This window comes from Collimonas sp. GW821-FHT07E08, assembly GCF_059418905.1.
Genome location: NZ_JBWKQR010000014.1, coordinates 77,447 through 99,435 on the forward strand (window position 1 = coordinate 77,447; position 21,989 = coordinate 99,435).

General features: G+C 61.8%; 16 protein-coding genes. 9 read left to right on the top strand and 7 right to left on the bottom strand.

Annotated elements, in window-relative coordinates:
* Nucleotides 1-12: 12 nt before the first annotated feature.
* From AC07RZ_RS18465 to AC07RZ_RS18480, 4 genes are read right to left on the bottom strand one after another with little or no spacing between them, the layout of a single operon-like run.
* The gene (locus AC07RZ_RS18465) at nt 13-648 is read right to left on the bottom strand and encodes a PqiC family protein (RefSeq protein WP_494669037.1); all 636 of its coding nucleotides are present in this window, start codon (nt 646-648) and stop codon (nt 13-15) included.
* On the bottom strand, nt 645-2,279 hold the full coding sequence (locus tag AC07RZ_RS18470; protein ID WP_494669038.1) for a PqiB family protein: 1,635 nt from the start codon (nt 2,277-2,279) through the stop codon (nt 645-647). The genes AC07RZ_RS18465 and AC07RZ_RS18470 overlap by 4 nt, the downstream gene beginning before the upstream one ends.
* The gene (locus tag AC07RZ_RS18475; protein ID WP_494669039.1) at nt 2,269-2,988 is read right to left on the bottom strand and encodes a paraquat-inducible protein A; all 720 of its coding nucleotides are present in this window, start codon (nt 2,986-2,988) and stop codon (nt 2,269-2,271) included. Before AC07RZ_RS18475 ends, AC07RZ_RS18470 begins: the two co-directional genes overlap by 11 nt.
* Nucleotides 2,985-3,623 carry a paraquat-inducible protein A gene (locus AC07RZ_RS18480; protein WP_494669040.1) on the bottom strand — a complete coding sequence of 213 codons (639 nt, stop codon included), beginning with the start codon at nt 3,621-3,623 and terminating at the stop codon, nt 2,985-2,987. Before AC07RZ_RS18480 ends, AC07RZ_RS18475 begins: the two co-directional genes overlap by 4 nt.
* A 342-nt stretch (nt 3,624-3,965) precedes the next feature.
* Here AC07RZ_RS18480 and AC07RZ_RS18485 point away from each other — a divergent pair, with 342 nt between their 5' ends.
* Both AC07RZ_RS18485 and ribA read left to right on the top strand, forming a co-directional pair.
* Complete coding sequence (locus tag AC07RZ_RS18485; protein WP_494669041.1) at nt 3,966-5,303, top strand: reverse transcriptase family protein; 1,338 nt, start codon at nt 3,966-3,968, stop codon at nt 5,301-5,303.
* A 233-nt stretch (nt 5,304-5,536) separates the two neighbouring features.
* Nucleotides 5,537-6,211: a GTP cyclohydrolase II gene (gene ribA / locus AC07RZ_RS18490; protein WP_342829639.1), complete on the top strand. Its 675-nt coding sequence runs from the start codon at nt 5,537-5,539 to the stop codon at nt 6,209-6,211.
* A gap of 69 nt (nt 6,212-6,280) precedes the next feature.
* Here the strand turns inward: ribA and fusA are convergent, their stop codons facing one another.
* Entirely contained in the window at nt 6,281-8,401 is a 2,121-nt protein-coding gene (gene fusA, locus AC07RZ_RS18495; protein ID WP_144737432.1) for an elongation factor G, read from the bottom strand.
* Nucleotides 8,402-8,621: 220 nt separating this feature from the next.
* Here fusA and AC07RZ_RS18500 point away from each other — a divergent pair, with 220 nt between their 5' ends.
* Nucleotides 8,622-10,433: an aminopeptidase P family protein gene (locus AC07RZ_RS18500; protein ID WP_494669042.1), complete on the top strand. Its 1,812-nt coding sequence runs from the start codon at nt 8,622-8,624 to the stop codon at nt 10,431-10,433.
* Between the two features lie 13 nt (nt 10,434-10,446).
* Here the strand turns inward: AC07RZ_RS18500 and AC07RZ_RS18505 are convergent, their stop codons facing one another.
* Nucleotides 10,447-10,656: a SlyX family protein gene (locus AC07RZ_RS18505; protein WP_494669043.1), complete on the bottom strand. Its 210-nt coding sequence runs from the start codon at nt 10,654-10,656 to the stop codon at nt 10,447-10,449.
* Nucleotides 10,657-11,076: 420 nt separating this feature from the next.
* Here AC07RZ_RS18505 and AC07RZ_RS18510 point away from each other — a divergent pair, with 420 nt between their 5' ends.
* From AC07RZ_RS18510 to AC07RZ_RS18525, 4 genes are all read left to right on the top strand, one after another.
* Nucleotides 11,077-12,429: an MFS family transporter gene (locus AC07RZ_RS18510; protein ID WP_494669044.1), complete on the top strand. Its 1,353-nt coding sequence runs from the start codon at nt 11,077-11,079 to the stop codon at nt 12,427-12,429.
* Between the two features lie 51 nt (nt 12,430-12,480).
* The gene (locus AC07RZ_RS18515; protein ID WP_494669045.1) at nt 12,481-14,286 is read left to right on the top strand and encodes a sensor histidine kinase; all 1,806 of its coding nucleotides are present in this window, start codon (nt 12,481-12,483) and stop codon (nt 14,284-14,286) included.
* Nucleotides 14,286-15,653 (top strand): sigma-54-dependent transcriptional regulator, encoded by a 1,368-nt coding sequence (locus AC07RZ_RS18520; RefSeq protein WP_494669085.1) that lies wholly within the window; start codon nt 14,286-14,288, stop codon nt 15,651-15,653. The genes AC07RZ_RS18515 and AC07RZ_RS18520 overlap by 1 nt, the downstream gene beginning before the upstream one ends.
* A 113-nt stretch (nt 15,654-15,766) precedes the next feature.
* Entirely contained in the window at nt 15,767-16,909 is a 1,143-nt protein-coding gene (locus AC07RZ_RS18525; protein ID WP_494669046.1) for an acyltransferase family protein, read from the top strand.
* Nucleotides 16,910-16,925: 16 nt separating this feature from the next.
* Here AC07RZ_RS18525 and AC07RZ_RS18530 read toward each other — a convergent pair whose 3' ends face one another.
* Nucleotides 16,926-18,251 carry a TCR/Tet family MFS transporter gene (locus tag AC07RZ_RS18530; protein ID WP_494669086.1) on the bottom strand — a complete coding sequence of 442 codons (1,326 nt, stop codon included), beginning with the start codon at nt 18,249-18,251 and terminating at the stop codon, nt 16,926-16,928.
* A gap of 380 nt (nt 18,252-18,631) precedes the next feature.
* Between AC07RZ_RS18530 and AC07RZ_RS18535 the strand changes: the two genes are divergently transcribed.
* Both AC07RZ_RS18535 and AC07RZ_RS18540 read left to right on the top strand, forming a co-directional pair.
* On the top strand, nt 18,632-19,756 hold the full coding sequence (locus AC07RZ_RS18535; protein WP_494669047.1) for a heavy metal-binding domain-containing protein: 1,125 nt from the start codon (nt 18,632-18,634) through the stop codon (nt 19,754-19,756).
* Between the two features lie 122 nt (nt 19,757-19,878).
* On the top strand, nt 19,879-21,843 hold the full coding sequence (locus AC07RZ_RS18540) for an SPFH domain-containing protein (RefSeq protein ID WP_494669048.1): 1,965 nt from the start codon (nt 19,879-19,881) through the stop codon (nt 21,841-21,843).
* Nucleotides 21,844-21,989: the final 146 nt, after the last annotated feature.

The following is a 21,989-nucleotide window of genomic DNA, read 5'->3' on the forward strand; positions in this document are numbered from 1 at the left end:
GTTTTTTGACGTTTATGCCTGCGGACTGGCGCCTTGGCAAGCAGCCGCGGGATTCGCCTTGAATGCCGTGATATTGGCGGCAATGCCATTGGCCACATCCGCAACGGTGCGCTGCACCCCAAGCACCAAGCCATCTATCCCCGGAGTGACTGCGGCCGCCACGTTGAGCTGGCAGGCGCTGCTGCGGCCGTTGTCGGAACGGCTGACGGTCCAGCCGTAAGTGGCTTGCACCTTGTCGCCGGGCACGGCGTCAAATTCGCGCAGCTCGACCGCAATCCGGTACACCGGCTGGTCCGTCGGCCGGCCGCTGCGGCTGACGTCGATTGCGCCCAGGCGATTGGCGATGCCGCTGGCCAGCGCATCCCGCAATTCATTGTTGAAGGGCGACGACCAGCGCTCCTGCTCCAGGATGTCGACCCGGGTGCTGGAAGCGCTGCCGGCGCTGCGCACCACCAGTTGCGGGCGCGCCAGGCGTTCCGGCAGGGAGACCGGCGCGACGTCGATGTACAGCCTGGAATTCTGGATGGCCGGCGCCGCCGCTGCCGGCGCCGCCAGCGTGTAAAAGTGGGTAGGAGCGGAAGCGCAGCCAGCCAGCAGTAGCGCGGCAGCGATGCCGCAGATGCGTGTCGATGTGGTGGATGTCATCATTTCTTTTCCTCTTGCTTGCCGCGGATCAGGGCTTCCGGATGGCGTTCCAGGTAGTCGGTCAGGATCCGCACCGACGCTGCCGAGCGCGTCAGTTCCTGCAGGGTCGCGCGGATATCCTGCTGCAGCGGCGCATTGTCGGACAGGGTGCGGTTGGCGTTGTCCAGCGTGACCCGCACGTCCTTCATGGCGGCGGTGATTTCCGGCGCTACGTCGTTGTTCAGGCTCTTGGTCAGCTGTTCGGCATTGAGCAGGGTACGGTTCAGGGTGCCCAGGGTTTTCTGCAGGTCGGCGGCGATCTGGTCGAACGGCACCTTGCTGAGTTTCTTGGCGATCTCGGCGATCTGCGACTGGATTTCATCCAGGCTGTTGGGGATGGTCGGCAGCTCGATGATGGCGCTCGATGTATCGATGGTGGCCGGCGCCGCCTTCGGGAAAAAGTCGAGTGCGATATACAGCTGGCCGGTCAGCAGGTTGCCGGTGCGCAGCTGCGCCCGCAGGCCGCGGCTGACCATATACTGCAGGCGCTGCTTGGCGGTGTAGCTCGAGTGTTTTTCATCCTCGGCATAACGGCGTCCCAGCCGCTCGGGATAGACCTGCACCACTACCGGCATGCTGAATTCGCGGCGCTTGGCATCGTACTCTATGCCTATCGATTTGACCTCGCCCAGCACCACGCCGCGGAAATCGACGGTAGTGCCTGGCGTCAGGCCGCGCAGCGACTGGTTGAAATACATCACCACGGTTTCCGACGGGCCGTCCGGTTCCTTCAGGGCGGCTTCTTCGTCTGAGGCCAGGTTGAAGGTGGTGTTTTCCTTGGCTGTGGTGCCGAGCTGGTCGTCCGGCGCCTGGAAGGCTATGCCGCCCAGCACCACGGTCGCCAGCGATTGCGTGCGCAGCTTGAAGCCGCTGGCGTTGATCTGCATGTCGAAGCCGCTGGCGTGCCAGAAACGGGTGTTGACGCCGATGAACTTGTCGTAAGGCGCATCGATGAAAATGCGCAAGGTCACGCCCTTGCCGTCGGCGTCCAGGTCGAATGCCGCCAGCTGGCCGACCTTGATGCGGCGGTAGTAGACCGGCGAGCCGATGTCCAGCGAACCGATGTCGGCGGCGTGCAGCATGTATTGCTTGCCGGAGGCGTCGAGCCTGACGATAGGCTGCACTTCGAGCCCGGTGAATTCGTCTTTCGTTTCCTTGGAGGTGCCGGCGTCGGCGCCGATGTAGGCGCCCGACAGCAAGGTGCTCAGGCCGGAGACGCCGGAAGCCGCTACCCGCGGCCGCACTACCCAGAAACGGGTGTCGGCGGCGGTAAAGCTTGCGGCTTCCTTCGACAGCTGGACGTTGGCCAGCACGTGCGAACGGTCCTTGCTCAGGGTGATGGTTTGCACCAGGCCGATATCGACATCCTTGTACTTGACCTTGGTTTTTCCGGCTTCCAGGCCCTCCGCGGTGCGGAAGGTGATGGTGATCGACGGCCCGCGTTCGACCAGGATCTTGACCACCAGCGTCAAGCCGACTACCGCGGCGACGATCGGGATCAGCCAGATCAGCGACGGCAGCCAGTCGCGCTTGCGGCTCAGCTTGGGCTCGGGCAAAGGGGGCAGGGCGCCGTCCCGGGTGTTTTCATCGCTCATCTTGTGCTTTCATCCTCTGGTTCTCATCCATCTCTTGATCGCTGCTGTCCCCGCTGTTGTCCCAATTTAGGCGCGGATCGAAGCTGAGCGCCGCCAGCATGGTCAGCACCACCACCGAGGCAAACGCCAGCACGCCGAAGCCGGCGGTGATCTTGGCGAACCCTTCGATTTGCACCAGGCCCGCCAGCAGCGACACCACGAATACATCCAGCATCGACCAGCGGCCGATGATTTCCACCAGCCGGTACAATTTGGCGCGTTGCAGGCGGCGCCAGCGGCTGCGCTTCTGCGCGGTCCAGGTCAGCAGGATCAGGGACGCCAGCTTGAACAGCGGCACCAGGAAACTGGCGATGAAAATGATCGCCGCCAGCTCCCAGGCGCCGGATACCCAGAAATAGATCACGCCGCTCATGATCGTATCCTCTTGCACGCCGAGCAAGGTCTTGGTGATCATCACCGGCATCAGGTTGGCCGGGATGTACATGATGCAGGCAGCGATCAGGAACGCCCAGCTGCGGCGGATGCTGTCCGGCTTGCGCAGGTGCAGCGCGGTGCCGCACAGCCCGCAATGCTCGTGTTCGCGCACCTCTTGCCAGACGGTGCCGCAATGATGGCAGGACATCATGCCAAGGCCGGCGGCGGTGCGCACCGCCAGGTCTTCGCCTTCGGCGGGAATGGCAGTATTCGCGGTGGCGGCGCCGGTACTCATGCAATCTCTTCCTGGTTGCGTTCGGCATAGGCCATCTGCCAGAAATGCCGGGGGTTGAAAGACACCACCGCGGTCAGCAGCACTGTCAGCACGCCGAACGCCCACAGGGCCACGCCCGGGATCACGGTCGCCATGTTCGATAATTTCACTACCGCCACCAGCACGCCGAGCAGGAACACTTCCACCATGCCCCACGGCCGCAAACTTTGCATGGCCCTTACCAGCCAGCTGAAACCGGGCGGGCGGCGCTGCGGGTTACGCTGACTACGCAGCGACACCAGCAGGTAAAACAGGAACAGCAGCTGCAGCAGCGGAAACAGGATGGTGGTGGCCAGCACCAGCAGGGCCACCAGCGACATGCCTTCGGTGGTCAGCGACAGCACGGCGCCGAACAGGGTGGTGCGGCTGCTCAAACCTTGCAGCTCGATCTCGACGATGGGAAAGCTGTTGGCGATCACGAACATGATCAGGCTGGCCACCGTCAGCGGCAGGATGCGCTCGCGCTGGCGGCCGGCGTCACGCTCCAGTTCGGTGCCGCAGCGCGGGCAGTGCGCAATCTCTCCACGGCGCAGCTGCACCTTGCGATACAGGGCATCGCATCCTTCGCAGGCAATCAGGTCGGGGACTTCGCGCATGAAGTATTAAAAAAATTCAACAGGTAAGATTCTAACAATAATATGCGCCGCCACCGACAGATAGTTGAAATCGCATGCTTGCCTAGGCAAGCATGCCGGCCGCGGCGCCGCCCGCATGCCGGTTGACACTCCTGCCATATTCACATAGTGTGGCCGGGCGGCGGACCCTTCAAGCCGGCGCACTGTTACCTTGTGTAATGGAACGCCTCCGCGGGGTTACCCCGCGGGATATTTTTGGCTGGGCAATGCAACGCATGAGCGGCCCTGCACCACGGTGCAGGCTCGGCTCACGCATGACGGGACTGGTTGAAGGCTCTCCGCCGCCTCGCTTACCTTGACCGGATGACTCCACAAACCTACGTCGCCTTGGCTCTTGCCGACACCTTCCTCGCACGCGAAGCGAGCGTTGAGGCCATGCAGCTAAGCGCAAGACGGGCGCTTGGGAAGAAATGGCGCTGGATACCTTCATTGTGCCGGGCAGTATACAAACAGCTCGGCGACCAGCTGCATCGCCATGGCCGCACCGAACTGGCCGCGCTGATCCTGGCGCACGAAGGCTTTGCCGCTGCATGGCTGGATGGCGAGCCGCCGCAGATCAGGCATTTTTGCCTGGACCTGCCTCTGCCGGCCGGCAAGCCGGCATGGGCATCGATGCTGCCGCTGCCGGCGCTAGCCACCACTGCCGACCTGGCGCAGTGGCTCAAAGCAGGGCCGTCCGAGCTGGACTGGTTCGCCGACAAATGGCGCAACAGTCCGCCACAGGCAGCGGCCCTGCAGCACTACCACCATCGCTGGATAGAAAAGCGGAGCGGCGGGCTGCGCCTGCTCGAAATTCCCAAGCCGCGCCTGCGGACCATGCAAGGCCAGATACTGCGCGGCCTGCTCGACCTGGTGCCGCTGCACCCGGCGGCGCATGGTTTCCGGCGCGGCCACTCCTGCGTGACGCATGCGGCGCGCCATGCCGGCAAGCGGGTAGTGATACGCATGGACTTGAAGAATTTTTTCACCAGCATCCCGGCGGCGCGGATCCATGCGCTATTTACCGGGCTGGGTTACCCGTCCAGGGTAGCCGGCGTCCTGTCCCGCCTTTGCACGCACCGGACGCCGGGCAGCGTGCTGAATCATCAAGATCCGGCAAGCGCCGGCGCATTGTCCTGGCAGGAACGGCAGGTTTTCCGCCAGCGCCATCTGCCGCAAGGTTCGCCGTGCTCGCCGGCGCTTGCCAATTTGTGCGCTTACCGGCTGGATCTGCGGCTGCAGGCCCTGGCTGCCTCGCTCAACGCCGGTTACAGCCGCTACGCCGACGACCTGGCGTTTTCCGGCGACGGCGAACTGGAACGGGCGATGGACCGTTTCCATGTGCAAGTGGCGGCGATCGCATTGGAAGAGGGATTTTCGGTAAACACCAGGAAAACCCGGATGATGCGCAGCGGCGTCAGGCAGCAGCTAACCGGCATCGTGGTCAACCGCCACCCCAATATCCCGCGCCAGGAATTCGACAACTTGAAGGCCGCGCTGACAAACTGCATCCGCCACGGGCCGGCATCGCAAAACCAGGACGGCCGGGACAATCATCGCCAATTCCTGGCCGGCAGGATCGCCTATGTACAGATGGTCAACCCGCAGCGCGGCAAGCGGCTGCAGCAGCTGTTTGACAAAATCGCATGGCCTGACGGTTAAGCCGTCAACTGTCGCTTCGGCTGCTTTACGGTCCCACGCCAACATTCCATTGTTATCTTATTAATTTCGCCGCTGGCAAGATACAGTTGCAGGAGCGTCATACGTGTTTTTTCGAATGCTCGTAAAATGGATGGCTAGTAATCGATATGTTATGTAACGTTAAAACCGAAATGCATGTTATCGGCATGCCATTTATGCAATGCCATGCCTTTTATTCACCATGAATCCATCTGATGAGCACCACTAATAACAAAAGCAGCCTGGCCGCCGCCGTAACCGACCAAAAACTGGAGTATGTGACGTCTTGCGCGCTGCCCACGCCTTGGGCAACCTTCCAGCTGCATGCCTTTATCGAACACTCCACCGGCAAAGAACACCTGGCCCTGACCCTGGGCGAAGTCAACGACGGCGCGCCGGTCCTGGCGCGCGTCCATTCCGAATGCCTCACCGGCGACGCCTTGTTCAGCCAGCGCTGCGATTGCGGCGCGCAGCTGGAAGGGGCGCTGCAAAAGATTGCCGCCGAAGGGCGCGGCGCCATCTTGTATTTGCGCCAGGAAGGGCGCGGCATCGGCCTGATCAACAAGCTGCGCGCCTACCATATCCAGGACGGCGGCGCGGACACGGTGGAAGCCAACCAGCAGCTGGGGTTTGCCGCCGACCTGCGCGATTACAGCTTATGCGAAACCATGCTGGAGCACCTGGATATCACGGCCTTGCGGCTGATGACCAACAATCCGCGCAAGGTGGCGGCGTTGCAGAAAATCGGCATTACCGTGGTCGAGCGGATTCCGCTGATCCTCAACCGCAATCCGTTCAATACCCGTTACCTTGACACCAAGGCGGCGAAACTGGGCCACCTGCTGCCGATTGACGGCCTGGAGCACGACCTGGACGAAAACGAGCTGTAGCCGAGCTGCAAGCAAACGCTGCCAACGATGGCATGGCCGGAACTGCCGCGGTTCCGGCCAAGCCGGGTTTCAGTGCTTGCCGGTTCCCACATGCTTGGCGTTCACCACCGCATCGGTGACGTTGGCCGGCGCTTCTGCGTAGTGCTTGAATTCCATCGTATAAGTGGCGCGTCCCTGGGTCAGTGAGCGCAGGGTGGTGGAGTAGCCGAACATTTCCGCCAGCGGCACTTCCGCCCGCACGATCTTGCCGACCCCGCCAGGAATGTCGTCCATGCTCTGGATCATGCCGCGCCGCGACGACAGGTCGCCGATCACGTCGCCCATCTTTTCCTCGGGCGTCTCGACTTCCACCGCCATCATCGGTTCCAGCAAGGCCGGGCTGGCTTTGCGGCAGCCATCCTTGAACGCCATCGAAGCCGCCATGCGATAGGCGTTTTCATTGGAATCGACATCGTGCGAAGAGCCAAAGAACAATGTGACCTTGACGTCGACCACCGGATAACCGGCCAGCACCCCGGTAGCCAGGGTCTCGCGCACGCCTTTTTCCACTGCGGGAATGTATTCGCGCGGCACCGTGCCGCCCTTGATGGCGTCGACGAATTCAAAACCCTTGCCTGGCGCCTGCGGTTCGATTTTCAGCACCACATGGCCGTACTGGCCGCGCCCGCCGGACTGCTTGATGAACTTGCCTTCGCTCGATTCGCACACCTTGCGGATGGTTTCGCGGAAAGCCACTTGCGGTTTGCCGACCGTCGCCTCGACGCCGAATTCGCGCCGCATGCGCTCCACCAGCACTTCCAGGTGCAGCTCGCCCATGCCGGAAATGATGGTCTGGCCCGATTCCTCGTCGGTCTTGACGCGGAATGACGGATCTTCTTCGGCCAGGCGGCTGAGCGCTACTCCCATCTTTTCCTGGTCGGCCTTGGTCTTGGGTTCCACCGCCTGCGAGATCACAGTGTCCGGGAACACCATTTTTTCCAGAGTGATGATGCTGCCCGGATCGCACAGGGTATCGCCGGTGCTGGCTTCCTTGAGGCCGACCGCGGCGGCGATGTCGCCTGCGTACACTTCGCTGATCTCGGTGCGATGGTTGGCGTGCATTTGCAGCACCCGGCCGATCCTTTCCTTCTTGCCTTTGTTCGGGTTGAACACCACGTCGCCCGACACCAGCACGCCCGAATAGACCCGGAAATAGCTCAGGTGGCCGACAAACGGATCGGTCATGATCTTGAAGGTGAGGGCCGAGAACTTTTCGTCGTCGGCGGCGCGCCGTTCTACCACCAGGTCGTCCTGGTCGTGGCCTTGCACCGGCGGGATGTCGGTCGGCGCCGGCAGGTAATCGATAACGGCGTCCAGCAACGCTTGCACGCCGCGGTTCTTGAAGGCGCTGCCGCACAGCATCGGCACGATCTCGCCGGCGATGGTGCGCTGGCGCAGGGCGGCCTTGATTTCCTCTTCGCTGATGTCGGCGCCGTCCAGGTATTTTTTCATCATGGCGTCGCTGGCGTCGGCCGCCGCTTCAATCATGCGGCCGCGCCACTCCTGGGCGCTGGCTTGCAGCTCGGCTGGAATCTCGATGTACTCGAACTTGACGCCCTGGGTGGCGTCGTCCCACATGATGGCCTTCATCTTGACCAGGTCGACCACCCCGTGGAAATTGTCTTCCGCGCCGACCGGGATCTGCACCAGCACCGGATTGCCCTTGAGGCGGTCGCGGATCTGCTGGTGGACGCGGAAGAAGTCGGCGCCGACCCGGTCCATCTTGTTGACGAACGCCAGGCGCGGCACGGTGTACTTGTTGGCCTGGCGCCAGACGGTTTCGGACTGCGGCTGGACGCCGCCGACGGCGTCGTAGACCATGCAGGCGCCGTCCAGCACCCGCATCGAGCGCTCCACTTCAATCGTGAAGTCGACATGGCCCGGGGTATCGATGATGTTGATCCGGTGCATGGGGTAATTGCCGGCCATGCCTTGCCAGAAGCAGGTGGTGGCGGCGGAGGTGATCGTGATGCCGCGTTCCTGCTCCTGTTCCATCCAGTCCATGGTGGCGGTGCCGTCGTGCACTTCGCCGATCTTGTGGCTGACGCCGGAATAGAACAGGATGCGCTCGGTAGTGGTGGTCTTGCCGGCGTCGATATGCGCGCTGATGCCTATGTTGCGATAGAGCTCAATGGGGGTTTTACGAGTCATGACGATTTCCTCTGGGAGAAATTATGATGATCAGAATTCTTTTGCAGATACCGTGACGTGTGAGCTTACTCGTTTTTTCGATTGTCAGTTGCGGACGGGTGCAAGAGTTCGCTGCAAGACCTGGTCGGAAGACCCCGTTTTTCCCCTCGCAATGGTATGCTTGGCGGCTTAACGGTAAGTGATTCCATCCACCCAAATAGATCATTCCAGCCAGCCTCCCATGAACTCCCGAACCTTTTCCCAGAATACTTCCGCGCCGCGCATCCAGCAGCTGCGCGCCGCCATGCAGCGCAACAATGTCGACGCCTGCCTGATTCCGTCGGCCGATCCGCATTTGTCCGAGTACCTGCCGGGACGCTGGAAGGGCAGGGAATGGCTGTCAGGCTTCACCGGTTCGGTCGCCAATTTGATCATTACCGCCGATTTCGCCGGCTTGTGGGCCGACAGCCGCTACTGGTCGCAGGCGGAAGCGGAGCTGGCGGGCACCGAGATCGTGCTGATGAAAACGCCGACGGGCAACAGCTTGCTGCATCTCGACTGGCTGGCGGCCAATCTGCCAGCCGGCAAAACGCTGGCAGTCGACGGCGCGGTGCTGGGACTGGCTACCGCGCGTGCGCTGGAACAGGCGCTGGCCAAAGGCGGCAGCAACCTGCGTACCGACCTCGATGTCTTGGGCGAGATCTGGAGCGAGCGGCCCGGCTTGCCGATGGCCGAGGTGTACCAGCACCAGGCGTCGCATGCGCCGTTGTCGCGCGCGGCCAAGCTGGAGCAGCTGCGCCAGGCCATGCAGCAGCACGGTGCGCAATGGCACTTCATCTCGACCCTGGACGACATCGCCTACCTGTTCAATTTGCGCGGCGCCGACGTCAATTACAACCCGGTATTCCTGGCCCACGCATTGGTCGGACCCGGACAAGCCACGCTGTTCGTCGCCGACGGCAAAGTCCCGCCGGCCCTGCGCGACCTGCTCAGCCAGGATGGCGTCGCACTGGCGCCTTACGCCGAAGCGGCTGCATCGTTGGCGGCCTTGCCGGCCGCCGCCACGCTGCTGCTTGATCCGCGCCGCGTCACGCTCGGATTGCGGCAAGCGGTGCCGGCCGCGGTCAACGTGGCAGAGGCAGTCAACCCGACCACCTTTGCCAAGTCGCGCAAAAGCGCCGGCGAGGTAGCGCATGTGCGCGCCGCCATGGAGCAGGACGGCGCGGCGCTGTGCGAGTTCTTTGCCTGGCTGGAGCAGGCATTGGGCAAGGAAACCGTCACCGAACTGATGGTCGATACCCATATCACCGCTGCACGGGCGCGCCGGCCGGGTTTTGTCAGCCCCAGCTTCGCTACCATCGCCGGCTTCAACGCCAACGGCGCCATGCCGCACTACAAGGCCAGCGCCGAATCGCACGCCACCATCGGCGGCGACGGTTTGCTGCTGATCGACTCGGGCGGCCAGTATGTGGGCGGCACCACCGATATCACGCGCATGGTGCCGGTCGGCCAGCCGTCGGCAGCGCAGAAGCGCGATTGCACGCTGGTGCTGAAAGGTGTGATTGCCCTGTCGTCAGCGCAGTTTCCGCGCTCCATCAAATCGCCTTTGCTGGATGCGATTGCGCGTGCGCCGATCTGGGCCGCCGGCATCGACTATGGCCACGGCACCGGCCACGGCGTCGGCTACTTCCTGAATGTGCATGAAGGTCCGCAAGTCATCTCCGGCAATGCTGCACCCGATGCGCACACGGCGATGGAGCCGGGCATGATCACCTCGATCGAGCCGGGCATCTACCGGCCCGGCCAATGGGGCGTGCGGATCGAGAACCTGGTGCTGAACCAGCCGGCGGCAGCCAGCGAATTCGGCGAGTACCTGCGCTTCGAGACGCTCACCCTGTGTCCGATCGATACGCGCTGCCTCGACGCCAGCCTGTTGCGCAGCGACGAGATCGACTGGCTCAATGCCTATCACGCCGAGGTGAGGGCGCGCCTGTCGCCGCATGTGCGGGGCGACGCCAAACAATGGCTGGAGACCCGGACCCAGGCGCTCTAAAGCCATCAAGCAATCAGTAATGCGGCGGGCGTTCGTTGGCGGCCTGGCCCGCATTGCTGTTGTCGGCGGCATCCTTGATCCGCCGCGCTAGTGCGGTGCACAATGCTTCCAGCTGGTCTATTTTCAGCTGCTGCCGGTAGACCAGCTTGTTCAGCTCGTCCAGCATGTCGTCCTGGCGGGCAAGCTTGATTTCGATATCGACCATGCGCTCTTCGTGGTTCATATTGCAGGTTCCTTTATTTTTGCAGCGCAGATGGTAGCCCAATAGCGCGGTCCGCATGGGCGGATATCCGCAACAAATGCCGCGGCAATTGCGGATATCCGCACGGCGGGCTCCGACGCTCTGCCTTTTCTCTGGAATTATCTCCAGTAAATCAGATACTTAGCTTTTTTTCCCGGGCTGGCACGATGTCTGCAATGGTTTGGATAAAAAACCAATCCCATAGGAGACAAAAATGCCTGCCAAGAGAATCTTGCCTTGCTGCAATAGCGTGGCCATCGTCGATTCAAGTTTGCCGTAACCCTAGCCGTTATTCCCCTTTGCCTGTTGTGCCTTCCAGATGGCATGATGTAGCTTGCGCGCAAGTTGCATATGTAGCGGACTGTCAGGATTGCACAAAAACATTAAAACCAGGAGACAACCATGTCCACACTTCATCCGTCCGACCATGCCGCCGCCGCGGACTCCCGGAAGCGTATCTTCGCCATTGTCGGCGCCTCGTCCGGCAACCTGGTCGAGTGGTTTGACTTTTACATCTATTCGTTTTGCGCAATCTATTTTGCGCCAAAGTTTTTCCCTAGCGGCAACGCAACTTCGCAATTAGCCAACACCGCCGCCATCTTTGCAGTCGGATTCCTGATGCGCCCCATCGGCGGCTGGCTGTTCGGCCGCATCGCCGACAAACACGGCCGGCGCACCGCCATGATGATCTCGGTGCTGATGATGTGCGGCGGTTCGCTGATGATTGCCTGCCTGCCGACCTTCGAGACCATCGGCATCGCCGCGCCGCTGCTGCTGTTGCTGGCGCGCCTGTTCCAGGGGTTGTCGGTGGGCGGCGAATACGGCACCAGCGCCACTTACATGAGCGAAGTCGCGCTGGAAGGCCGGCGCGGGTTTTTTGCCTCGTTCCAGTACGTGACCCTGATCGGCGGCCAATTGCTGGCGGTGCTGGCGCTGGTGATCTTGCAGCAGGTACTGACCACTGAACAGCTGCACGCCTGGGGCTGGCGCATTCCGTTCGTGCTGGGCGCGATAGCAGCGCTGGTTGCTCTTTACCTGCGTAAATCGCTGAGCGAAACCTCGACCGCTGAAACACGTAAAAACAAGGATGCCGGCACCTTGGCGGGCCTGATGAAACACAAGACGGCGTTCCTGACGGTGGTTGGCTTCACTGCCGGCGGCTCGCTGATTTTCTACACCTTTACTACCTACATGCAGAAGTACCTGGTGAATACCGCCGGCATGAGCGCGAAAACCGCCAGCACCGTGATGACCGCGGCGCTGCTGGTCTACATGCTGATGCAGCCGCTGTTTGGCGCGCTTTCCGACAGGATCGGCCGCCGCACTTCGATGCTCTGGTTCGGCGCGCTGGCGACCGTGGCGACCGTGCCGATCCTGCATGCGCTCAAAGATGTCAGCAATCCTTACGCGGCGTTCGGTTTTGTGATCCTGGCGCTGGCGATCGTCAGTTTCTATACCTCGATCAGCGGACTGATCAAGGCGGAAATGTTCCCGCCGGAAGTACGCGCGCTGGGTGTCGGTTTGTCTTATGCCGTGGGCAACGCGATCTTCGGCGGTTCGGCTGAGCTGGTTGCGCTGGAGCTGAAAAAGGCCGGCATGGAGTCGACTTTCTACTGGTATGTGTCGGGCATGTGCGCGCTGGCTTTCATCGTCGCTTACAAGATGCGCGATCCAAGCAAGGAAGGTTATCTCAAGGACGTTCCGCTTGAGATCCGGCCACACGCGCCTGGCGGCGCGCCGGCTGGATCGCGTTAAAGCCATGCAGGCGGCGCGGTCGCCTGCTTTTTTCCGATTCAGGCGGCTGCCATGACAAATCTGCTGGTGAAGGCGAGGGCCAACAAGCCGCTGCTCTGGACTGCGCTGGCGCTTGCCGGCGCGCTTGCCGTGGCGCTGACCACCTACGTCATGGCAGCCAGGAAAGCCGGCAGCGACATCGGCGAAGCCAGCGAGCGGCAACTGCAAATCGTCGCGCTCGACCTGGAATCGGTGCTGCAGAAATTCGAGACGCTGCCTTTTGCCCTCGGCTTCCAGTCGGATGTGCTGCAGGCGCTGGCCCATCCCGAGGACCAGCTCAACATCCAGCGCCTGAACCAGACATTGCAGCTGATCCAGCGGCAATCGAAGGTGGTGGCGATCTATGTGCTGGACCGCAAGGGCTTGACGCTGGCCTCCAGCAACTGGGATACGCCTACCAGCTTTGTCGGCCGGGACTTCGGTTTCCGTCCGTATTTCCGCGATGCGATGAAAGGCAATGCCGGGCGTTTCTACGGCATCGGCAACGCCACCAACGTGCCGGGCTATTTTATCGCCCAGCCGATCTACGCCAGCGCCGCCGCCCATGGCGAAAACGCCGCGCTGGGGGTGATGGCGGTCAAGATCGACCTGACCGAATTCGAGCACACCTGGCGCAGCAGCGAAGATCCGATCACGCTGGTCGACAGCAGCGGCGTGGTGTTCCTGAGTAATCGCCCGGACTGGAAATATCACAGCCTGTATCCGCTCAACGGAGCCGTGCAGCAAGACCTCACCGGCACGCATCAGTACGCCGACCGGCCGATTACGCCGGTCAGCTCTTTGCCGAAGCAGCAGAGCGCGGAATTCGGCCAGCACGTCACGCGCAGCGTCGGCCGCCTGGGCTGGCAACTGATGCTGTTCCCGTCGCAGGCACGGATCGCCCGCATCGCCATGCTGTGGACCATGGCGGCGCTGCTGCTGCTGGCGATTGCGGGAATTTCCCTGTGGGCCCTGTACCAGCGCCGGCGCCGCCTGGAAGAGCGGCTGGTGTCGGCCGAATACCTGGACCGGACCATCGCCCAGAGGACGCAGGAATTGATGGTGGCGAACCAGACGCTGGCAGCCAAGTACGCCAAGCTGCAGGAAACGGAGCATCTGTTGCGTTCGACCCAGAACAAGCTGATCCAGGCCGGCAAGCTGGCCATGCTGGGACAGATGGCGGCCGGCATCGCCCACGAGCTGAACCAGCCGCTGGCGGCGATCCGGGCGTTTGCGGATAACGCCATGACCTTCCTGACCCGCGGCCAGGGTGACAAGGCCAGCGAAAACCTGGGGCATATCAGCAATGCCAGCGCCCGCATGGGCAAGATCGTCGGCCAGCTCAACGGCTTTTCCCGGAAAAGCCACGAAGCGGTCGCCGCCATCGATTTGCCGAAATCGATCGAGGCGGCGGCATTGCTGCTGCATAACGAGTTCCAGACCCACGGCGCCAAGCTGGAGATCGAGATCCGGCGCACGGCCCAGGTGGTCGGCGACTCGGTGCGCACCGAGCAGGTGCTGATCAACCTGTTGCGCAACGCCTTGGACGCAGTGGATAATGCCGAGCAAAAAACCGTGTCCCTGGTGCTGGATTGCGAGGCGGGCGAAGCGGTGATCCGCATCCGCGATTCCGGTCCGGGCATTCCGGCGCAGGTCGCCTTGCATCTGTTCGAGCCGTTTTTCACCACCAAGCCGTCCGGCAAGGGATTGGGCCTGGGCCTGGCCATTTCATCGTCCATCGTGCAGGCGATGAACGGCCGGCTGACGGCAAACAACCACAGCGGCGGCGGCGCCGAATTCGTGCTGCGGATCCCGTTGCTGGAAACGGTCGAGACTTGATGGAGGTGAGGGTGGCAACGCTGGAAGCAGTATTGATCGAGGATGAACAGGCAGTGCGGGAAGCGATCAGCCAAACGCTGGAGCTGGGCGGTTTTACCGTGCATGCCTGCGGCAGCGTGGAACAGGCGCAGCCCTGGCTGAATCCGGGCTTTGCCGGCGTGATTGTCACCGACGTGCGTTTGCCGGGCCGCTCCGGCCTGGAGCTGTTGACCCAGGTGGTGACGCTGGATCCCGACCTGCCGGTGATCGTGGTGACCGGCCATGGCGACGTCAGCATGGCGGTAGACGCCATGCGCGCCGGCGCCTACGATTTCATCGAAAAGCCGTTTGCCGCCGAACGCCTGATGGAGACCGCCAACCGGGCGCAGGAAAAGCGCAGCCTGATCCTCGAGAACCGGCGCCTGAAAGCGGCCTGGGCGGCGCATCCCGACATGCCGAGCCTGATCGGGCAATCGGCCGCGATCGAAAAAGTCCGCACCATGATCCGCAGCGTCGGGCCGACCATGGTCGATATCCTGGTCAACGGCCAGACCGGCAGCGGCAAGGAAGTGGTGGCGCGCCAGCTGCATGTGGCCAGCGGCCGCCAAGGACCGTTTGTCGCCATCAATTGCGGCGCGCTGCCGGAAGCGGTATTCGAAAGCGAAATTTTCGGACACGAGGCGGGGGCGTTCACCAGCGCCCAGAAACGGCGCATCGGCAAACTCGAATACGCCAAGGGCGGCACCGTGTTCCTGGACGAAATCGAAAGCATGCCGCTGGCCTTGCAGGTGAAACTGCTGCGCGTGCTGCAGGAGCGGAAACTGGAGCGGCTTGGCGGCAACGAGCCGATCGCCATCGATTGCCGCATCATCGCCGCCAGCAAGGCCAACCTGCTGCAGATGAGCGCGCAAGGCAGTTTTCGCGAAGACCTGTATTACCGCATCGGCGTGGTCAGCATCGACCTGCCGCGCCTCAATGAGCGGCGCGAGGACATTCCGCTGCTGCTGGCGCACTTCATCCAGGGCGCGGCGATCCGCTATCAGCGTCCGTTGCCGCAATGGACGCTGGCGCAGATGGCGCAATGGCAAACCCGCGACTGGCCCGGCAACGTGCGCGAGCTGCGCAATTTTGCCGACCGGCTGGTGCTGGGCGTGGCGGAGGGCGTGGCCGATCTGGCGCTCCAGGACGGCGGCGACCTGCCCAGCGGCATATCGTTGCCGCAGCAGATGGATGCCTACGAGCGCATGTTGATCACCGAGACGCTGAACGCCAGCGGCGGCAACGTCGCCATCGCTGCCGACCGCCTGGGCCTGCCCAAGAAAACCCTGTATGACAAGATCAAGAAATACCAGTTGGCGATGGGAAAGGTGCAGGATCGCAATGAATGATGCTTTTTAGGCAACCAATTTGTTGCGATTGGGAAATGTTACAAGATATTATTATGCTGGACAAGCGCGTTTGAATCTCTATCATTGGCATCTTTTTTAACATGGATGTAACAATGAGCGTTTCACCGCTGCCACCAAGCTCATCGAAAGCACCAGAACGTAATTCCAATTTCCAATTCGGCTTTATCGACCTGCTCAAGGTTATTGCGGCACAACTGATTGTCTTGCACCACCTGGCGTTCTACGGGCCGATGGCAGACCATGTCCGTCCTGTCGCGCCGGGCCTGATCGATTGGCTGGACACCTACGCCCGCATCGCGGTCCAGGTATTCCTGGTGGTCGGCGGATTCCTCGCGGCCAAGTCCTTGTCGCCGCATGGCACTTCCACCGTCGCCGACCCGCTGCGGGTCTTGTGGCGGCGCTACATGAAGCTGGTGCCGCCGTTCCTGGCCGCGACCGTGCTGGCGATAGGCGCTTCCGCCTGGGCCGCGCTGTGGATGACGCATTACTCCATCTCCGCCATGCCGACGGCCATGCAACTGGCCGCCCATGCATTATTGCTGCATTCCATATTGGGTTATGAATCGATTTCGGCCGGCGCCTGGTACGTCGCCATCGATTTCCAGCTGTACGCCATGCTCACCATGCTGCTGTGGCTGACCGGCGGCCTCGCCAGGCGGCGCGCGATGCCATGGCTGGCGCCGCTGCTGGTGGTGGCCGGCGTCAGCGCCTCCCTGTTCTATTTCAACCGCGATGCTGCCTGGGACGCCTGGGCGCCGTATTTCTTCGGCAGCTACGGCCTGGGCGTGATCGCCTGGTGGGCGCGCGACCTGGGCCGGCGGCCGGCGGTGGTGGCGTTGCTGCTGGCGGCGATACTGGTGCCGACCTTGTACGCACTGACGATCGATTTCCGCAGCCGCATCGCGCTCGCCTTGCTGGTAGCCTGCGCACTGGTGCTGGCGAGCCGGCGCGGCGTGCTGCTGTCGCGCCAGCGCTTTGCCTGGATACGCTCGTTCGGCCGGATTTCGTACGCGATCTTCCTGGTGCATTTCCCGGTCTGCCTGGTCGTCAACGCGGCGTTCGCCAAGTTCGTGCCGGCGCGGCCGCTGCTGCAGGCGGGCGGCATGGTGCTGGCCTGGGCCGCCAGCCTTGCCGCCGGCGCGCTTTTCTATCGCTGGGTAGAGATCCCGCTCAGCCGCCTGTCAAGCCGCGCACCAGAACAGGGTTCGCCGCTGCGGGTTCCGGTCGCGGCCTGAACCGCGGCATCGGCGCTTACTGCGCGTCTTCCGTTTCCAGCATGGCGTCGGCGGGCTGAATCTCGGCGCGCTGGCGACGCTGGCGCCGGAAATGCAGGAAAGCCAGCACCAGCGCCGCCAGCTGCAGCACCGCGCAAAAATAGAACGGTGCGCCAATTCGCCAGTCGCCTTTGGGCAAATGCGACACCACCCCCAGCAACGGCGCGCCGATCACCGGCGCGATCACTGCCATCAGGCTGTTGAGCGAGCTGACGGCGCCCAGGGTCTGGCCCTGGCTGTGCGAATCGACCGCGCCGGAAATGATGCTCTGGATCGACGCATTCACCGTGGCGCCGAATATATTGGCGAAAATCACCGCATACATCATCCATGACTGGCTGGCGGCTCCCCACAAGAGGTAGGCGGCAGTGGAGGAGACCAGCCCGATCACCGCCAGCCGCTGCGGGCTGAAGCGTTTCAGCAACGGTCCCAGCAAGACCCCTTGCACGATCACCGACATGATGCCGACGGCCGCCAGCGACTGGCCGTTTTCCAGCGGTCCCCAGCCGAACTTGAACGTGGTGTACAGCACCCAGGTCGTGAACAGCATGAACTGCGCCAGGCCGTTGCAGGCGATCACCGCCACCAGCGGGCCGACCGCTTTCAGGCGCGACAAGGCTTGCAGCGACGACAGCGGATTGGCCGCCCGCCAGCCGAATGCGCGGCGCCGCTCAGGCGGCAGCGATTCGGGCAGCACGAAATAACCGTACATCAGGTTCAGCAATGCCAGGCTGCCGGCCACGATGAACGGCAGGCGCAGATTGACAGCGCCCAGCAAACCGCCCATCACCGGCCCGACGATGAAGCCGACGCCGAACATCGCGCCGATCATGCCAAAGCGCTTGGCGCGCTGCTCCGGCGGCGTGATGTCGGCCACGTAGGCATTGCAGACCGCGGCATTGGATTGCATGGCGCCGCCCGCCAGGCGCACCACGATCAGCATCCACAGCGCCGTTGAAAACGCCGTCGCGAAAAAATTCAGCGCCAGCCCGCAAAATCCCAGCAGCAGCACCGGCCGCCGGCCGTAGCGGTCAGACAGGGCGCCAAGGATCGGCGAACCGAAAAAATTGGCGATGCCGAAAGCAAAGGCCACCGCGCCATACCAGAATGCCTGGTCGGCCTGCGAACCGGTGAATTTGCCGACCAGCACCGGCAGCACCGGGATGATCAGGCCGATCGAAATCATGTCGATCAATACGGTCAGCATGATGAAGGGCATGGCTGCGGTGCGGCCTGGGTTCTGCGCAGGAGGTTTGAGGTTTGTCACGCGTTGCTGCTCCGGTAGGTACGACTTGGCGATAATCGCAAAAAGCGATTGGGACGACTTGCATTCTAACGGAACGCCAGGCGTGGCCTAGCAGAGCCGGAAGAATTGTTGCACGACTTGAGGATATTCAAGCTGGATACACATTCTGCGTTGAAATTGAACGATCTGGGCGTGTATCGGATGGAATCTGTCTGATAGAACAGCATCTCTCCACATCTGCTTCCAAAAACAGAAATATCCAGCCTGAATATCAGTAATTCACTCCACTACGACTGAAGGAACATTCGAGCAACCGTTGCGCGAAATCAGTAGCAGCCTTCCATTTTAAGGTCCAGAATCAATTCGTCCCTTGGCCCATCTGCCTGGATGTTCAGGCTGGTCCGTTGGACATTTATTGTCGATAAAAAGGAAGGCGTATGGCTAAAGTAACGGGTTTATCCGGAAATGAAATTTTTTGCCTGGCTTTAAAGAATTACTCGGCGGGTGAAATCGTCGTCGGCAACAGCGTCAATTCGATGGGTTTCCTTGGCGGGATCGGCGCGGGCCTGAAAAACATGCTGGGCGGCGAGATCACGCAAGTGACCGCGGCGATCCATGAAGGCCGCGCGAATGCATTTGAACGCATGCGCAAGGAGGCCGCGCAGCACGGCGCTTCGGGCGTGGCGGGGGTGTCCAGCGAACTGCGGTCGTTCAGCGGCAGCACGGAGTTCCTGTTTGTCGGTTCATGCGTCCATGCGCGCGATGCGTCCAGCCGTTTCTTCACCACGGCCGGCGATGCGCAGGAACTGTATTGCCATATGGACGCCGGTTATGAGCCGATCCAGCATGCGTTCGGCAATATCGCTTATTCGATGGGCGTCGGCGGCGGCATCATGGGGTCGCTGAAGACCCTGGTGCGCGGTGAAATCTCCGAGTACAGCAATATCTTCAACACCACCCGCCACAAGGCGCTGGAGCGGCTGGTGAGCCAGGCCAAGGCTGACGGCGCCAACGCCGTGGTCGGCATCCGCACCACCATCCTGCCGTGGATGGGGACGCATGAGATGCTGATGGCCGGCACGGCGTCGCGGCACAGCGCGCTTCCGGCCAGCGCGGACAGCACGCCGGTCACCAGCGATCTTACTGGCGAAGAGTTGTGGGCAATGACCAGCCTCGGCTACGCGCCGGTCAAGCTGCTGATGTCGACGTCGATCTACTCGCTGGGCGTGGTGGGCGGCTTCATGGCTGCGTTCAAGTCTTTCACCAAAGGCGAGATCAGCGACCTGACCACGCTGATCCATGACGCGCGCGAAATTGCCATCGCGCGCCTGAAAGATGAAGCCGATGAGCTCGGGGCCGAGGAAGTGGTCGGGGTGAAGACCTATATCGCGGAAATCGGCAGCGGGCTGGTCGAATTCATGGCGATCGGCACCGCCGTCAAGAAAATGCCGGGTTTTGCGGTCAAGAGCGCCGGGCTGCCGGCGCAGGCGATCAGCCGCGACAAAGACACCTGGATGGATGGCGATTTCGGTTTTTCGCTGGACCGCAACGGGGGTTCCTGAGTTACCCAATTCCAGAAAGCAGTAAAAAATGATCTTGCCGTGGATCCCCTATGGCAGGACGGCTGGCGCGATGCTGCGCCGGCAGGGAAGAACAGTCGTACAACAATAAAGAAAGAAACGATATGTCTAATCTATTATCAAGCCTGGGATGGTTTCCCACGGCCCTTGTCATCCTGGTTGCAGTTGCTTTTGCGCTTGCCGTGTTTTTTTCGGTATCGGGCATCGTCCGATACATTCCAAACGACCGCATCGGCGTCGTCGAGAAGTTGTGGAGCTCGAGCGGATCGGTCAAGGCCGGCCTGCTGGCCTTGCATGGCGAGGCAGGGCTTCAGCCTGAGCTGAGGCGCGGCGGTTTTCATTTCTTTGCGCCGTTCCAGTTCCGCGTCCATATCCATCCCATGGTTTCCGTCACGCAGGGCAAGATCGGCTATGTTTTTGCGCGCGACGGCATCGACCTGCCTGCCGGGCAGACGCTGGCCGACAATGCCAAGGTCGAGGATTTCCGCGACGTGCGCTCCTTCCTCCAAGGCGGCGGCCAGAAGGGGCCGCAACGCAAGATACTGCGCGAAGGCACGCATATCATCAATCCGGCCCTGTTTGTCGTGATGACGGAAGAGGCTACCTATTCGCTGTCGCTGGACGCCAAGGAAAAGGCGTACTACGAGCAGATGCGCGGCGTGCTGGATGAACGCAGCGGCTTTACGCCGGTGGTGCTCAAGGAAGTGGCCGGCACCCACGATTCGGACCAGCTGGCCATCGTGACGGTGCAGGACGGTCCTGGGCTGCCGAAAGACGAATTGCTGGCGCCGGATGTCGGCGACAGCCACAACTCGTTCCAGGAGCCGGAAAAATTCCTGGCAGCGAACGGCCTGCGCGGCCGCCAGGAGCGGGTGCTGGTGGAGGGCACTTATTACATCAACCGCCTGTTTGCGACGGTCGAGCTGATCAAGAAGACCATCATTCCGGTCGGTTATGTGGGCGTGGTGGTGTCGTACACCGGCCGCAAAGGCTCCGATCTGTCGGGCAAGGAATACAGCCATGGCGAGCTGGTCGAGAGCGGCTGCCGCGGTGTCTGGCGCGATCCGCTCATGCCCGGCAAATATGCGTTCAACACCTACGCCGGCAAGATCGAGCTGGTGCCCACCACCAACTTCGTCCTGATGTGGAAATCCGGCGAGAGCGGTTCCAGCTTCGACAACAACCTGCGTGAAATCACCCTGATCACCAAGGATGCCTTCGAGCCGCAATTGCCGTTGTCGGTGGTGGTGCACATCGATTACCGCAAGGCGCCGATGGTGGTGCAGCGCTTCGGCAACGTGGCGCAACTGGTGGAGCAGACGCTGGATCCGATGGTGTCTTCGTACTTCAAGAATGTCTCGCAGACCAAGACCTTCATTGAACTGATCCAGTCGCGCAGCGAGTTGCAGACCAATGCGTCGGCCGACATGAAGGAACGTTTCCAGGCTTATTCGCTGGAATTCCAGGAAGTGCTGATCGGCACGCCCAAACCGCAGCCCGGCGATACCAAGATCGAAAACATCATGGCGCAGCTGCGCGACCGCCAGATTGCGCGGGAACAGGTCGAAACTTTTGCGCAAAAGCAGATTGCCGCCGACAAGGAGCGCGAGCTCAACGAGGCTGAGCAGCGCGCCGCCAAGCAGAAGGAGCTGACCGGATCGCTGGTGGATATCTCGATCAAGGAAAACCAAGGTTCGGCCAACGTCAAAGCGGCGGAAAAGAAGCGCCAGGAGATCGAGGCGCTGGCGCATGCGGAAAAATTCAAGCAGGAAATGGAAGGCTCCGGCCGTGCCTCGGCGATCAAGTCGGTAGGTGAAGCGGAAGCCTCGGCGATCAAGGCCAAGTCCGAAGCGTTGCAAGGAGAGGGCGCTGACAAGCAGCTGATGCAGACGGTGATGCTGCGCCTGGCTGAAGCGTTCGAGACCTCGAAAGTGCCTTTGGTGCCGCAGATCCAGATGGGCGGCGGCGGTGACACCAATGCGTTCAATACCTTGCTGTCGCTGATGGGATCGCTCAAGGCTGGCGAGCTGGCGCAGTCGCTGAAACACAATGAGGCGCCGCGCGCATGATTGCATGACCGGCGGTGGTAATTGCCGGAGAAATCTGAAAATATTGTATTAAATCAATCGGATAAATTACATTATTAATGTAATTTATCCTTTTTTTATTAAATCTCGATCTGGATATCTGTCCTTGTAATTAATTAATGCATTGA